The sequence below is a fragment of the Streptomyces sp. NBC_00683 genome (assembly GCF_036226745.1).
Classification (GTDB): domain Bacteria; phylum Actinomycetota; class Actinomycetes; order Streptomycetales; family Streptomycetaceae; genus Streptomyces.
Genome location: NZ_CP109013.1, coordinates 4,206,144 through 4,219,600 on the forward strand (window position 1 = coordinate 4,206,144; position 13,457 = coordinate 4,219,600).

The 13,457-nt window shown below is 70.1% G+C and carries 14 protein-coding genes and 1 tRNA gene; 12 read left to right on the forward strand and 3 right to left on the reverse strand.

Annotated elements, in window-relative coordinates:
- Nucleotides 1–217 precede the first annotated feature (217 nt).
- From OG257_RS18845 to OG257_RS18875, 7 genes are all read left to right on the forward strand, one after another.
- Nucleotides 218–793 (forward strand): tRNA adenosine deaminase-associated protein, encoded by a 576-nt coding sequence (locus tag OG257_RS18845; RefSeq protein WP_329215182.1) that lies wholly within the window; start codon nucleotides 218–220, stop codon nucleotides 791–793.
- A gap of 81 nt (nucleotides 794–874) precedes the next feature.
- Complete coding sequence (gene tadA / locus OG257_RS18850) at nucleotides 875–1,303, forward strand: tRNA adenosine(34) deaminase TadA (RefSeq protein ID WP_329215184.1); 429 nt, start codon at nucleotides 875–877, stop codon at nucleotides 1,301–1,303.
- 79 nt (nucleotides 1,304–1,382) lie between these two features.
- Nucleotides 1,383–1,467 (forward strand) — tRNA-Ser (locus tag OG257_RS18855).
- A 443-nt stretch (nucleotides 1,468–1,910) separates the two neighbouring features.
- A complete protein-coding gene (locus OG257_RS18860) occupies nucleotides 1,911–2,075 on the forward strand; it encodes a hypothetical protein (RefSeq protein ID WP_164494166.1) in 165 nt (54 codons plus the stop codon).
- Nucleotides 2,076–2,085: 10 nt separating this feature from the next.
- Nucleotides 2,086–2,379: a Dabb family protein gene (locus tag OG257_RS18865; RefSeq protein ID WP_329208903.1), complete on the forward strand. Its 294-nt coding sequence runs from the start codon at nucleotides 2,086–2,088 to the stop codon at nucleotides 2,377–2,379.
- A 188-nt stretch (nucleotides 2,380–2,567) separates the two neighbouring features.
- Nucleotides 2,568–3,425 (forward strand): RNA polymerase sigma factor SigF, encoded by an 858-nt coding sequence (locus tag OG257_RS18870; RefSeq protein ID WP_329208905.1) that lies wholly within the window; start codon nucleotides 2,568–2,570, stop codon nucleotides 3,423–3,425.
- A gap of 234 nt (nucleotides 3,426–3,659) precedes the next feature.
- On the forward strand, nucleotides 3,660–4,526 hold the full coding sequence (locus OG257_RS18875) for an RNA polymerase sigma factor SigF (RefSeq protein WP_329208907.1): 867 nt from the start codon (nucleotides 3,660–3,662) through the stop codon (nucleotides 4,524–4,526).
- A gap of 298 nt (nucleotides 4,527–4,824) precedes the next feature.
- On the opposite strand, the gene OG257_RS18880 is transcribed toward OG257_RS18875, so the two are convergent.
- Complete coding sequence (locus OG257_RS18880; protein ID WP_329208909.1) at nucleotides 4,825–5,040, reverse strand: hypothetical protein; 216 nt, start codon at nucleotides 5,038–5,040, stop codon at nucleotides 4,825–4,827.
- A gap of 370 nt (nucleotides 5,041–5,410) precedes the next feature.
- On the opposite strand from OG257_RS18880, the gene OG257_RS18885 reads away from it, so the two are divergent.
- The 5 genes from OG257_RS18885 to OG257_RS18905 all read left to right on the forward strand — a co-directional run bounded on the left by OG257_RS18885 (nucleotide 5,411) and on the right by OG257_RS18905 (nucleotide 10,878).
- Entirely contained in the window at nucleotides 5,411–5,923 is a 513-nt protein-coding gene (locus OG257_RS18885) for a MarR family winged helix-turn-helix transcriptional regulator (RefSeq protein WP_329208910.1), read from the forward strand.
- A gap of 23 nt (nucleotides 5,924–5,946) precedes the next feature.
- On the forward strand, nucleotides 5,947–8,433 hold the full coding sequence (locus OG257_RS18890; RefSeq protein ID WP_329208912.1) for an MFS transporter: 2,487 nt from the start codon (nucleotides 5,947–5,949) through the stop codon (nucleotides 8,431–8,433).
- 180 nt (nucleotides 8,434–8,613) lie between these two features.
- Complete coding sequence (locus OG257_RS18895; protein ID WP_329208914.1) at nucleotides 8,614–9,429, forward strand: YceI family protein; 816 nt, start codon at nucleotides 8,614–8,616, stop codon at nucleotides 9,427–9,429.
- A 10-nt stretch (nucleotides 9,430–9,439) separates the two neighbouring features.
- Nucleotides 9,440–9,910 (forward strand): PPOX class F420-dependent oxidoreductase, encoded by a 471-nt coding sequence (locus tag OG257_RS18900; RefSeq protein ID WP_329208916.1) that lies wholly within the window; start codon nucleotides 9,440–9,442, stop codon nucleotides 9,908–9,910.
- An 8-nt stretch (nucleotides 9,911–9,918) separates the two neighbouring features.
- A complete protein-coding gene (locus tag OG257_RS18905; RefSeq protein ID WP_329208918.1) occupies nucleotides 9,919–10,878 on the forward strand; it encodes an NAD(P)-dependent oxidoreductase in 960 nt (319 codons plus the stop codon).
- Between the two features lie 10 nt (nucleotides 10,879–10,888).
- Here OG257_RS18905 and OG257_RS18910 read toward each other — a convergent pair whose 3' ends face one another.
- Nucleotides 10,889–11,659 carry a TetR/AcrR family transcriptional regulator gene (locus OG257_RS18910; protein ID WP_329208920.1) on the reverse strand — a complete coding sequence of 257 codons (771 nt, stop codon included), beginning with the start codon at nucleotides 11,657–11,659 and terminating at the stop codon, nucleotides 10,889–10,891.
- 107 nt (nucleotides 11,660–11,766) lie between these two features.
- On the reverse strand, nucleotides 11,767–13,314 hold the full coding sequence (locus tag OG257_RS18915; protein ID WP_329208923.1) for an MFS transporter: 1,548 nt from the start codon (nucleotides 13,312–13,314) through the stop codon (nucleotides 11,767–11,769).
- Nucleotides 13,315–13,457 lie beyond the last annotated feature (143 nt).

Here is a 13,457-nt window from a genome sequence, read left to right on the forward strand (position 1 = left end):
CGCCCGCCGTCCGGACCTCCGCGCCCTTCGCCGGATGCCCGCGAGGAGCCCCCCGCCGAGCAGGCACTCCCGGAACTCATGGCCGACGCAACGGTCGAAGACGTCTCGCTTCGCGCTCGTTTCTGCCACGATGCCGATTGGGCGGGGCCCAGAGCAGCCGGAAGACCGTCTGCCCTCCCGTCGGACCGATTCACCTATGACCAGTGGGAGAGTCACGGTGTACTTCGCCGCACTGCTCGCGCGCACCGAAGACGGGTGGGAAGCGAGCGATACAGAGCTCGACGATGTGGAAACCCTGTCCGACCTGACAGATCTGGCCCGAGAGGCCTCGGTGGACGAGGACACGGTCCTGGTCTACATCGAGCAGGAGGACGCCTGGTTCGGCGTCGTCCGGGTGGACGGTGAGGAGGACCCCCGTATCTACATCTCGGACGCGTCCGCCGCCGCCCGCTCCTCGTACGGGGAGATCCTGCTCACCGATGAACTGCTCGGCCGCGAACCGGGGGCCGACGACGAGATCGCCGCACTCGAGGAACTCGTGGACCTCGACGGTACGGAGGACGGCGAACCGGACGAAGCCAAGGACAGCGCCGACGGCCGGGCCGGCGCCGACGACCCCGACCCCGACCTGGACCACGACCCCGACGCCGTACCGGCGGGGCCGCTCGGAGATATCGGGGTCCTCGCCGACCTCGGGCTGTCCGAGAAGCAGTTGCTGACCCTGCGCACCGACGCGCTGGTGGAGATCGCGGACGCGCTCGGCGCGGCCGAGGTCCTGGAGACCGTCCGTTAGGGTCCGCGGGTGAACGCACCACCACCCCCGCCCTCCTCACCGCCTGTCCCCGATCCCGTACGGGACCCGTGGCAGGCACCCATGCGCCATGCCCTGGACGAGGCCGCGCAGGCGGCGCTGGCCGGCGATGTGCCGGTCGGCGCCGTTGTCCTGGGTCCGGACGGCGCCCTGCTCGCCACCGGCCACAACGAGCGCGAGGCGACGGGCGACCCGACCGCGCACGCCGAGGTCCTCGCGCTGCGCCGCGCGGCCGCCGTTCTCGGCGCCTGGCGGCTGACCGGCTGCACTCTGGTGGTCACCCTGGAGCCCTGCACCATGTGCGCGGGCGCCCTCGTACAGTCCCGGATCGGCCGCGTCGTCTACGGAGCCCGGGACGAGAAGGCCGGCGCCGCCGGTTCGCTCTGGGACGTCGTACGGGACCGCCGGCTCAACCACCGCCCCGAGGTGATCCACGGGGTGCTGGAGGACGCCTGCGCGGCCCAGCTGACGGCCTTCTTCCGCGAGCGCTGACCCTGCCGCGCACGCGCTCCGGCCGGGCGGCGGGAATCTGATTTCGAACCATGGCCCGGGATGGTCTAAGCTCTCTCTCGGTAGCGTGTCCGAGCGGCCGAAGGAGCTCGCCTCGAAAGCGAGTGTGGGGAAACTCACCGAGGGTTCAAATCCCTCCGCTACCGCTCTTACGAAGGGCCCGGCGCAGTGCGCCGGGCCCTTCGGGCGTTCCTCGCGCAGGACATGACTGTGGCCCCGGCTCGCAAGCCGGGGCCACAGTCATGCCGTGCGTCAGGTTCGAGGTCGGGGGAAGCGGCATCGGGGGGACAAGCCGCTTCCCCCGGTGAGAACAGGGACCAGGGGGCCCTCGCCGCGGTCAGGGGGGAATCTCGCGGTGTGGACCCCGGAGAGGTCCTGTTCCTCGGCCCGCACGTTTCGGTTGCATACGGCGGGCTCGCTTCCCATCGTGCCTCCTGGCAGAAGCCGCAGCCGGGGGCAAAGGGCCCGGATCGGAGGGTCCTTCGTCCTTAAAGACCGCATCAGTGATCGGAAACTGCCATCGGATACGGCCATACGTGCGGCTAGAATCACCCGACTGCACAGGTGATCGAAAGGGAGAGGCGGGACTGTGGTGCAAGCGAAGAAGATCGCGCTCTACTTGATTGTGGTCTTCGTGCTGTACACGATCATCACGTCTCCCGCCCGGGCCGCCGATCTCGTCCAAGTCGGGTTCGAAGGCGTGTCGAGCGCCGCACAGGGCGTCGGGGACTTCATGTCCGAGCTCGTGAAGTAGGAGAACCCCCATGATCCGCCACCTGGTCCTGTTCAAGCTGAACGACGGCGTGGAACGCGACGAACCGCGGGTCGTCGCGGGCGTACAGGCCTTCCGGGAGCTCGAGGGGACGATCCCCGAGCTGGAGTTCTGGGAGTGCGCCTGGAACATCACCGACCGGCCGATCGCGTACGACTTCGCCATCAACTCGGCGGTCGCGGACGAGGACTCCCTGAAGCGCTACATCGAGCACCCGGCACATCAGGCGGCTGCCGGACAGTGGCGCGAATTCGCCACTTGGGTGATTGCCGACTACCCCTTCTGACGCGTTCCCGCCTTTCGGCCCTTCGGGCCCCTCACCTTTCAGGAGAGGGGCTTTTCGGCATGTTTAAACCGAATCGCGCTCAACACGACTCTTTGCGGTGCTTGCACACAGTGGACATGTCTTGTGATGCTATGACCGCTTTTGACGGATGAGTTGACCGTAGTTGACCGCAAAGGGGTGGCGACACCGTGCCGGCCAGTACAGCGCCTCAAGTCCCGCCCCAGAACGTCCAGACGGACGACATCCAGACCGAGACGCCCGATCCCTCCACGCCCACCAGAACCCGGGGCGCGGACACCAGGGCGCTCACCCAGGTGCTGTTCGGCCGGCTCAAGGGCCTCGAACCGGGCACCTCGGAACACCGCAGGGTGCGCGCCGCCCTGATCGAGGCGAACCTGCCCCTCGTGCGGTACGCCGCGGCCCGCTTCCGCAGCCGCAACGAGCCGATGGAGGACGTCGTCCAGGTCGGCACGATCGGCCTCATCAACGCCATCGACCGATTCGACCCGGAACGCGGCGTCCAGTTCCCGACGTTCGCCATGCCCACCGTGGTCGGGGAGATCAAGCGCTACTTCCGCGACAACGTCCGGACCGTCCACGTCCCGCGGCGGCTGCACGAGCTCTGGGTCCAGGTCACCGGCGCCACCGAGGATCTGACGACCGCTCACGGCCGCTCACCCACGACCGGTGAGATCGCCGAGCGGCTGAAGATCTCCGAGGACGAGGTGCTCGCCTGCATCGAGGCGGGCCGCTCCTACCACGCGACCTCCCTGGAGGCCGCCCAGGAGGGCGACGGCCTGCCGGGGCTCCTGGACCGGCTCGGCTACGAGGACCCGGCACTCGCCGGGGTCGAACACCGTGATCTGGTACGGCACCTGCTCGTCCAGCTGCCGGAGCGCGAGCAGCGGATCCTGCTCCTGCGCTACTACAACAATCTGACCCAGTCCCAGATCAGCGCCGAACTCGGTGTCTCCCAGATGCATGTGTCAAGGCTCCTGGCCAGAAGTTTTGCCCGTCTGAGATCCGCAAACAGGATCGAGGCGTAACCGGAACGGGTAGATCGCACGGAGACCGGTTCCGGCGGCACAAAAGCCGTACACCCCCTGTTTCCAGGGCAGTTCTGGCGCTGACTTGTCGACATGTCACTACAGCGTGTTGCCGACATGTGACATTCTGCTGGAACCGCGTTTGCCGCAGCCCTACCTCCGGTATTCAGGTGGAGGCTGCGTTCCTCCGATGGTCGTGGCCACCGCGACCGTCCGCGACCTCAAGGGGGTGGCATGTCCGCAGAACAGGGCAGCTCGAAGGTGCTCACGCTCACGAAGAGCGCACCAGCACCTGCCGTGCTCACCAGCTCATCGGAAGCCATCGACACCCGCACTCTGTCCCGCTCCCTGTTCCTGCGGCTCGCCGCGCTGGGTCCCGCATCGGGTCCCGACGGAACGGACAGTCCGGAGCGGACCTATGTGCGGGACACACTCATCGAGCTCAACCTCCCGCTCGTGCGGTACGCGGCGGCGCGGTTCCGGAGCCGTAACGAACCCATGGAGGACATCGTCCAGGTCGGCACGATCGGCCTGATCAAGGCGATCGACCGGTTCGACTGCGAGCGGGGGGTGGAGTTCCCCACGTTCGCGATGCCGACCGTGGTGGGCGAGATCAAGCGCTTCTTCCGCGACACCTCGTGGTCGGTGCGGGTGCCGCGCCGGCTGCAGGAACTGCGGCTCGCCCTCACCAAGACCAGCGACGAGCTCGCCCAGAAGCTCGACCGCTCGCCGACCGTGCCCGAGCTCGCCAAGGCGCTCGGGGTCTCCGAGGAGGACGTGGTCGACGGCCTGGCCGTCGGCAACGCCTACACGGCCTCCTCGCTGGACTCCCCGTCCCCCGAGGACGACGGCGGCGAGGGCTCGCTGGCGGACCGCCTGGGCTACGAGGACGCGGCGCTGGAAGGCGTCGAGTACCGCGAGTCCCTGAAGCCGTTGCTGGCCAAACTCGCCCCGCGCGAGCGGCAGATCATCATGCTGCGCTTCTTCGCCAACATGACCCAGTCGCAGATCGGTGAGGAGGTCGGCATCTCGCAGATGCATGTCTCACGGCTGCTGACCCGGACGCTCACCCAGCTCAGGGAGGGGCTCATCGCGGACTGACCCTTGCGGGTCGGTGATTGACGGCGCATCAGCCGGTCCGGCGTGCGACACGACGCCGGACACGCGGCTCGACCGGCCGCCGGGGCACCTTGTTCACCGCCTCGGCGGCCGCGGTGTGCCCTGCGCCGTCGTGCCGGCCGGGCATGCGTCCGGCAAGGGCGCAGCGGGCGCCGCACCGCGCGCGGACGCGGCACGACGCCCCGGCCCTCCGGCGGGCATGCCGGAGGGCCGGGGCGTCACGCCGTGGGAAGTGACAGGGGCGTGACCTGAGCAGGGTCCCCGTCCGCGGGGACCGCGGTCAGCCGAGCGCGAGCCAGGCGACCGCGCCGAGGACGACGACGACCGCGACGACGATCGCGATCACCCCGGCCTTCGGCCCGGAAGACGTCGCGGCAGGCTGCTGCCTGCGCTGCGGCTCGCCCTCGTCGACGAAGGCGCGGAACATCTGCGTGCTGCCCGCCGGGTCGTGAGTGCCCTCGGGGCCCGGCTGCGGGGCGTGGGGGTTGTGTGCCATGGCCCAGGACACTAGCGAACTCAGGGGTGCCGCCCAACCCCCGGGTCCACAGCGGACGATGCCCGTCCAAGCCGTCCACGGCCTCTTCACCCGTCCACCGAAGCGCTCCGCACCGCCTCCACGGCCCCGTCCGGCCGCTTCCCGTGGAGATCCGGGCCGCTTCCCGTGAGGAGCGGCGCCGCTCGCGCCCTGTGCTGCGGAACACATCCGGCGCGGCTCACCTGCCCTGCGCTGCGGGCTTGACCGGGAGCCTACGGAGGCTTTTGCCTTCCTTTACTTCTGCAAGCCCCTTTTCGTTTGCCTGTAGCAACCAACAGCTTCTATCGTTGCCCTAAGCAACAAGATGACCCGGGAGAAATCTGGAGGACCGGTGGCCGCAAGGAGCCAGTACGAGGAACTGGCCCGCCAGCTCAGCGCCATCGGAGCCGTCAAAAGGGGCCTCGCCCGCATCCTGCCCGCAGAGTGCCCCGGTGGCTCGGCCGCCGTGCTGACCCTGCTGTCCCAGTACGGCGAGATGCGGATCACCAGGCTCACCGAACTTCTCGCCGTGAACATGTCGGTGACCAGCCGGCACGTCGCCCATGCCGTGGACAACGGCTGGATCGAACGGTTCCCGGACCCTGCGGACAAGCGGTCCCGCATCGTGCGGCTGACCCCCGCGGGCCACGACCTGCTGGGCGAGCTGTCCCGGCGGACCACGGAAATGTTCGCCCGCAACCTCCCCGACTGGTCCGACGAGGACGTCGGACAACTCAACACGTTGCTGTCCCGGCTGCGCGACAGCTTCTCCTGCCGCAGCCTCGTCGGCTGCGCCCCCGGGAAGCACAGCGGCGACTGCCGCACCGGGCACTCCGACGATTCGCACACCCGTACACCTGTGTAACAGAAGCAAAGACAAGGAACTCCATGGCTACGACCACACCGACCGGTGTGCGGGGCGGCCACGCCAAGCACGGGGCATCGGACGCCCCCGACGGCACGCCGATGACACACCGCCAGATCATGGAAGCGCTCACCGGGCTGCTGCTCGGCATGTTCGTCGCGATCCTGTCGTCGACCGTCGTTTCCAACGCCCTGCCGGAAATCATCTCCGACCTCGGCGGCGGCCAGAGCGCCTACACCTGGGTCGTCACGGCCTCGCTGCTGGCCATGACCGCCACCACCCCCTTGTGGGGCAAGCTCTCCGACCTGTTCAGCAAGAAGCTGCTGGTCCAGATAGCACTGATCATCTACGTGCTCGGCTCGGTCGTGGCCGGTCTGTCGACCAGCAGCGGCATGCTCATCGCCTGCCGTGTCGTGCAGGGCATCGGGGTCGGCGGTCTCTCCGCCCTCGCCCAGATCGTGATGGCCGCGATGATCTCCCCGCGCGAGCGCGGGCGCTACAGCGGCTACCTCGGCGCGGTCTTCGCCGTCGCCACCGTCGGCGGCCCGCTGCTCGGCGGCGTCATCACCGACACCAGCTGGATGGGCTGGCGCTGGTGCTTCTACGTGGGTGTGCCGTTCGCGGTCATCGCCCTGATCGTGCTGCAGAAGACCCTGAAGCTCCCGGTCGTCAAGCGCGAGGTCAAGGTCGACTGGTCGGGCGCGTTCTTCATCAGCGCCGCCGTCTCGCTGCTGCTGCTCTGGGTCACCTTCGCGGGCGACAAGTACGACTGGGTCTCGTGGCAGACCTATACGATGCTCGCCGGTGCGGTCCTGCTCACGCTGGTCTTCGTGCTCATCGAGTCCCGTGCCAGTGAGCCGATCATCCCGCTGCGCCTCTTCCGCAACCGGACCATCACCCTGGCCTCGATCGCCTCGCTGTTCGTCGGCATCGCGATGTTCGCGGGCACCGTCTTCTTCAGCCAGTACTTCCAGCTGGCGCGCGACAAGTCGCCGACCATGTCCGGCGTCATGACCATCCCGATGATCGCCGGGCTCTTCCTGTCGTCGACCGTCTCGGGCCAGATCATCACCAAGACGGGCCGCTGGAAGGCCTGGCTGGTCGCCGGTGGCTTCCTCGTCACCGCGGGCCTCGGGATGCTGGGCACCATCCGGTACGACACCGAGTACTGGCACATCGCCGTCTTCATGTTCGTGATGGGCCTCGGCATCGGCATGATGATGCAGAACCTGGTCCTCGCCACGCAGAACCAGGTCGCTCCCGCCGACCTCGGCGCGGCCAGCTCCGTCGTCACGTTCTTCCGTTCGCTCGGTGGCGCCATCGGCGTCTCCGCGCTGGGCGCCGTCATGGCCAACCGCGTCACCCACTACGTCAAGGACGGCCTGGCCGACCTCGGCCCCCAGGGCGCCGCATTCGGCCACGGCGGTACCGGCGGCGGGGGCATCCCCGACCTGGACAAGCTCCCCGCGCCGTTCCGCACCGTCATGGAGGTCGCCTACGGCCACGGCGTCGCCGACGTCTTCCTGTACGCCGCCCCGGCAGCGCTCGTCGCGTTCATCGTCACGATCTTCATCAAGGAGGTCGCGCTGAAGACGAACGCCGGCAACGACAAGGTCCCGGCAGGCGACGGGGCACCCGCCACGGAGGCCGCCGAGGCCACCACGGGCACCACCGCGCTCGTCGCCGAAGCAACGGCCGGGGTCACCTCGGTCGAGGCACCGGACGCCCCGGTCGTGACCGCGCACGGAACGCCCGTACGCGGAGTGGTGCGCGGCGCCGAGGGCGCGCCTGTCGCCCGGGCGGCCGTCACGCTGATCTCGCTGGGCGGCCGGCAGCTGGGGCGCTCCGTCGCCCAGGCCGACGGCGGCTACGTACTGGACGCGCCGGGCTCCGGCAGCTACGTCCTCATCGCGTCCGCCGACGGCTTCCAGCCGCAGGCATCCACCGTGGTCGTCGGCGAGGAGCCGCTCGCGTACGACATCCTGCTCGCCGGAACGAGCGGTCTCGCCGGGACCGTACGGAACGCCGAGGGCGGCACCCCGGTCCCGGGCGCGATGGTCGTCGTGACCGATGTGCGCGGCGACGTGCTGGCCACCGGTACCTCGGGCGACGCGGGCGACTTCACCTTCGGCGAGCTGATCCCCGGCACGGTGACCGTGGCCGTGACGGCCGCCGGCTTCCGTCCGCTGGCCCTGCCGGTGGAGATCGGCGGCCAGGGAGTCACCCGGGTCGACGCGGCACTGCGGTCCGGTGCGCTGGTCCAGGGTGTCGTACGGGCCGGCTCCGGCCGGGCCCCGCTGCCCGACGCCCGGGTCACCCTCATCGACGCGGCAGGCAACGTGGTCGCGGGTTCGACGACCGGGGAGGACGGGGCGTACGCCTTCACCGACCTGGACGCGGGCGAGTACTCGGTCATCGCGACGGGTTACCCGCCGGTGGCCACCGCACTGACCGTGACGGGTGGCGGAGTCGACGGCCACGACATCGAGCTCGCCCACCCGGGGCAGTAGACACGGAAGATCCACAAAGACCTCTGGCGGAACAGCACTTCGAGCGGAGAGGCTGTGGCCGCCGGCGGAAAAGGGCCCCGTGGTGGGGACGGCAGGCAGGGGACGGCCTGCCGTCCCCGCCCGGGGCCCGACTCATTGAGTCACTGAGCAACTGAGTGATGGAGCAAGGAGAGAGCACAGATGGGACTTCGCGCACAGGTACGGACGCGGGACGGCTGGGCGGTCCAGCACGCGGTCATCACGGTGACCGACATGACGGGCGCCCAGGTGCTCCGGGCCGCGGCGGACGAGAACGGTTCCGTCCGTACCGACGACCGCCTGCAGGCCGGCGCGTACACGGTGATCGTCACAGCGGTCGGCTACGCGCCCGCCGCCTCCACCGCGCTCGTCACGGCCAGTGGCCGGGTCGAGGCCGGCACCGTGGTGCTCGCCCGGCAGGGCGGTGTGGAGCTGCCGCCGCCGGGCACCTGGTCGCTGGACCCGGTGCACTCCTCGGTGGCCGCGGTCGCGCAGCACCTGGGAATCTCCAGCGTGCACGGCCGGTTCACCGAATTCGGCGGCCGGATCGAGATCGCGCAGGACGTCCAGCGCTCCCGGGTGGAGGCCTTCATCACTCCGGCCAGCATCGACACGGGCAACGGCATGCGTGACAAGCACCTGCGCTCGCCCGACTTCCTGGACGTCGAGCGGTTCCCGGAGATCACCTACCGCTCGCGCGCCCTGACCCCGGCAGGACCGGACCGCTGGACGGTCGACGGCGTGCTCACGATGCACGGCGTGGCCCGCGACGTCGACCTGGACCTCAGCTACCTCGGCACCGGCCCCGACCCGTGGGGCGGGGTACGGGCGGCCTTCCACGCAACGGCCGAACTGCGCCGCGAGGACTTCGCCATGAACTACAACCAGGTGGTGCAGGCGGGCATCTCCGCGATCGGTACGACGCTGCGGGTGGAGCTGGACATCCAGGCCGTGCAGGGGGATTCCGTCCCGGCATAGGGTTGGCGGCATGGCACCGAACATCGCGACCAACACCACCGTGGAGCTCGCCGGGCTGCTGGACTTCGTACGGCCGCGGCACCGGGCGATCCTGCTGACCACCCGGGCCGACGGCCGCCCCCAGGGTTCCCCGCTGACCTGTGGCGTCGACGACGCGGGGCGGATCGTCGTCTCGACCTACCCCGAACGGGCCAAGACCCGCAACGCCAAGCGGGACGAGCGCGTCAGCGTGATCGTCCTGTCGGACGAGTGGAACGGCCCTTGGGTGCAGATCGACGGCTCGGCCGAGGTGATCGACTCACCGGAGTCGGTCGAGCCGCTCGTCGAGTACTTCCGGAACATCTCCGGTGAGCACCCGGACTGGGACGAGTACCGGGCGGCGATGGTGAAGCAGGGCAAGTCCATCATCCGCATCACGCCGGAGCGCTGGAGCCCGGTCGCCACCGGCGGCTTCCCCGCCCATCTGGCCACCGGCAGTTGACGGGTCCCGTGACGCCGGCCCGCCGTCCGCCCCGCCCCGATCTGCTCGCACGGGCCGAGCTCCTGGCCGCGCCCGCCCTCGACACGTCCGTGGTCGGGGAGCTGGAGCGGATCACCGGACGCCCGGCGGGACGCGCGTCAGGCACCGTGCCCGAGGGACCGTTCCTGTACGTGGGTGACACGCTGCCCCGAGCCCTGCGCAGCGGACAGCTGTTGTGGTTCCACAGCGTCAACGCGGGTACGGACGCGCTGCTCGCCGCCGGACCCTGGCCCGAAGGGGCGCTGCTGACCCGGACCGTGGGCCGGATGGGCGAGCGGATCGCCCAGTACGTGCTGGCCTGGGTGCTCGCCGAGTGCCAGTCCGTCCCGGAGCACACGGCACAGCACGCCGCGGCCCGGTGGCGCCGCATCCCGTCCGAACTCGCCGCCGGGCAGACCGTCGTCGTCCACGGCACCGGACACATCGGCTCCGCGGTCGCCGGGCTGCTGAGGGCGTGTTCGCTGCGCACGGTGGGCGTCTCCCGCACGCCGCACGGCGTACCGCCGGGCTTCGACCGGGTGGTCGCGGCCGGCGGGGACGAGGAGCGGGCGGCGCTGGCCGAAGCCCGGTGGGTGGTGTCCACGCTCCCGCTGACCGCGGCCACGGAGCGGTTCTTCGGCGGCGCACGGTTCACCGCGATGAGGGGCGCCTCCTTCGTCAACGTCGGCCGGGGCGCGTGCGTGGACATGGCGGCACTGGAGGCCGCCCTGCGCGCCGGTACGGTGCGACGGGCCGTCCTCGACGTGCTGCCCGACGAGCCCGCGGGCCCCGACGACACCGTCTGGCAGCTGCCGCGCACGGTGATCACCTCGCACTCCGCGGGCATCACGGCCGACGAGGACGTCGTCACGGACTTCGCGGCCTGCTGGCAGGCGGTGGCCGAGGGGCGCCGTCCCGCACTCGCCGTGGACACGGGGCGCGGGTACTGACGCCGCGGGGCTACTGGTGGACCGCCCGCTCGCACATCGCTTCGATGCCCGCGATCAGAAGGTCCAGCGCGAACACGAAGTCCCGCTCGCGCATCTCCTCGACGGTGTCCCCGCCGCGCGCGGCCATGATGGCTTCCGAGGTCTGCACGATGTGCCGGTGGTCCGGATGGGAGCGGATCGTGCTCATGGCCTGCCGGAAGTACGCGTCCTGACTCAGCCCGGCCTGTGCCGAACGCTGCAGGAAATGGCCCTCGATGGTGCCGAACCCGTAGACGAACTGGAAGACGGCGGACATCGCACCCGACTGGTGTTCCAGGGGCAGTCCGGTGGCCCGGATGACGTCCTGGACCGCGTACGAGAACAGCATCGAGTGCGGGCCGATGTTCAGGAAGTTCCCGGCGAGTGCCGAGGCCCACGGGTGCCGGACCAGCATCTGCCGGTAGCTGGTGGCCAGTTCGCGCAGCCGCTCGCGCCAGCCCGTGTCCTCCTGGGGCGGCGCGATCTCCCCGAAGACGGTGTCCAGGGCCAGTTCCAGCAGGTCGTCCTTGGTGTCGACGTACCAGTAGAGGGACATCGCCGTGACGTCGAGATCGGCGGCGAGGCGGCGCATGGAGAACTTGGCGAGGCCCTCGGAGTCCAGCAGCCGTACGCTCGCCGCGGTGATCCTGTCCCGGTCGAGGCCGGCCGGCTGATCCGTCCTGCGGCCGCGCGAAGGGGTTCGCCGGTCCAGCCACACACTGATCCGTGCAGGGTTGTTCGCACCGTCCGCCGCGGACCCCATGACGCACTCTCCTCGACTTGCCGACGGTACGGACTGCCCTGGGTGTCCGTCTCAACGGGTGCCGTACGGAGCGGATGGCACCCCTCCGTACAGCACTCCGTCCGATGCTATGCCCGCTCCGGTGCCCGCTGCTCGGGCCGAGGGTCCTCGGCGGTCTGCGCCGCGTCCGCGCGCTCCGCCCGGCGCAGCAGTACGGCGGCCAGCAGGCCGCCCGCCAGGACCGCCACCGCACCGACCAGCTGACTGGCCTCCAGGCCCGAGGCGAAGGCATCGGTGATCCGCTGCCGTTCCCCCTCGCCGTCCGCGGCGGCGAGCGCCGCGGGCAGCGAGGCCGCCCCGACGGCCGCCGGTACGAGAGCGGCGAACCGCGAGTTCAGTACGGCTCCGAGCACCGCGACCCCGAGCCCGTTGCCGAACTCGGCGAGGGTGCCGTTGACCCCGGCGCCGACGCCCGCCTTCTCCGGCGGGATGGCGCTCATGATCGCGTTGGCCATGGCGGGCATGGCGAGCGCGATGCCGGCGCCCATGACGACCAGGCCGAGCAGCATGCCGCCGTACCCCTCGCGGCCGAGCAGGGCGATGGCCCCGAGCCCGGCGGCCAGCAGGCTCATCCCGGTGGCGATGGTGGCGGGCGTCCCCATGCGCGGGACAAGGCGGGCACCGAGCCCGGTCAGGTTGAGGGCCACCACGGTGAGTGCGAGCGGTGCCGTGCGCAGACCGGCCTCCAGCGGCCCGTACCCGAGCACGAACTGGAGGTGCTGGGTGAGCAGGAAGAGCGAACCGCCCATCCCGAAGGCGACCAGGATCGCGCCCGCGACCGCGCCGATGAACTTCTGGTTCCGGAAGAAGTGCATGTCCAGCATCGGGTACGGGATGTGGAGCTCCCACAGGACGAATCCGGTGAGGACGGCGACCCCGGTGAAAGCGGTCAGCAGGACCTGGCCGGAGCCCCAGCCGTGTTCCGGGCCGGAGATGATCGCGTACACGACGGCGGCCATGCCGATGGTGGAGAGCAGTGCGCCGAGCAGGTCGGGACGATCGCCCCGGGGGTTCTTGGACTCGGGGACGAGCCGGACGACGGCGATGACGCCGATGACCGCCACGGGGATGTTGACCAGGAAGATCGCGCCCCACCAGAAGTGGTCGAGCATCACGCCGCCGACGAGCGGACCGACGGCGAAGCCCAGGGAGTTGACGGTGGACCAGATGCCGATCGCCTTGACGCGCTCGGTGTCGTCGAAGATCTGCACGACGACGGCCAGGGTGGTGGTGATCAGCAGGGCGCCGCCGATACCCATCCCCGCGCGGGCGGCGATCAGCTGCCCGGAGGACTGTGCGAGCCCGGCCACCAGCGAGCCGATGCCGAACAGCACGAGGCCGGCGACCAGCATCTTCTTGCGGCCGTAGCGGTCGGAGGCGCTCCCCGCCGTGAGCAGCAGGCCCGACTGGACGAGCGAGTAGGCGTTGATCATCCACTGCACATCGGCGGTGGAGGCGTTCAGCTCCGTGGTGAGGGAGGGGATCGCGACGTTCAGGACGGTGTTGTCGAGCAGCACGGTGAGCTGGGCGAGACAGATGACGCCGAGGATCAGCCAGCGCTGCGGATGGCCTCCCCGGGGGGCGAGATCGTTCTGCTCGGCGGCGGTCGCCGTCATGCGGGCTCCTGGTTTCCGGTGCGCTTGTACGGTGTAAGGGAGTGCGGCGTTGTACACCGTAAGACACTTCCCGTACGGCGTACAACTCGTTTGCGCGCGGCGTCGGGGCGGGTAGCTCTGTCGACGCAGACCTGACAAGCGTC

Bases quoted from the DNA above. Each gene is read 5' to 3' on its own strand.
- tadA (WP_329215184.1), top strand. From the start codon at position 875: ATGCGCCATGCCCTGGACGAGGCCGCGCAGGCGGCGCTGGCCGGCGAT.
- OG257_RS18865 (WP_329208903.1), top strand. From the start codon at position 2,086: ATGATCCGCCACCTGGTCCTGTTCAAGCTGAACGACGGCGTGGAACGC.
- OG257_RS18875 (WP_329208907.1), top strand. From the start codon at position 3,660: ATGTCCGCAGAACAGGGCAGCTCGAAGGTGCTCACGCTCACGAAGAGC.
- OG257_RS18880 (WP_329208909.1), bottom strand. From the start codon at position 5,040: ATGGCACACAACCCCCACGCCCCGCAGCCGGGCCCCGAGGGCACTCAC.
- OG257_RS18890 (WP_329208912.1), top strand. From the start codon at position 5,947: ATGGCTACGACCACACCGACCGGTGTGCGGGGCGGCCACGCCAAGCAC.
- OG257_RS18895 (WP_329208914.1), top strand. From the start codon at position 8,614: ATGGGACTTCGCGCACAGGTACGGACGCGGGACGGCTGGGCGGTCCAG.
- OG257_RS18900 (WP_329208916.1), top strand. From the start codon at position 9,440: ATGGCACCGAACATCGCGACCAACACCACCGTGGAGCTCGCCGGGCTG.
- OG257_RS18910 (WP_329208920.1), bottom strand. From the start codon at position 11,659: ATGGGGTCCGCGGCGGACGGTGCGAACAACCCTGCACGGATCAGTGTG.
- OG257_RS18915 (WP_329208923.1), bottom strand. From the start codon at position 13,314: ATGACGGCGACCGCCGCCGAGCAGAACGATCTCGCCCCCCGGGGAGGC.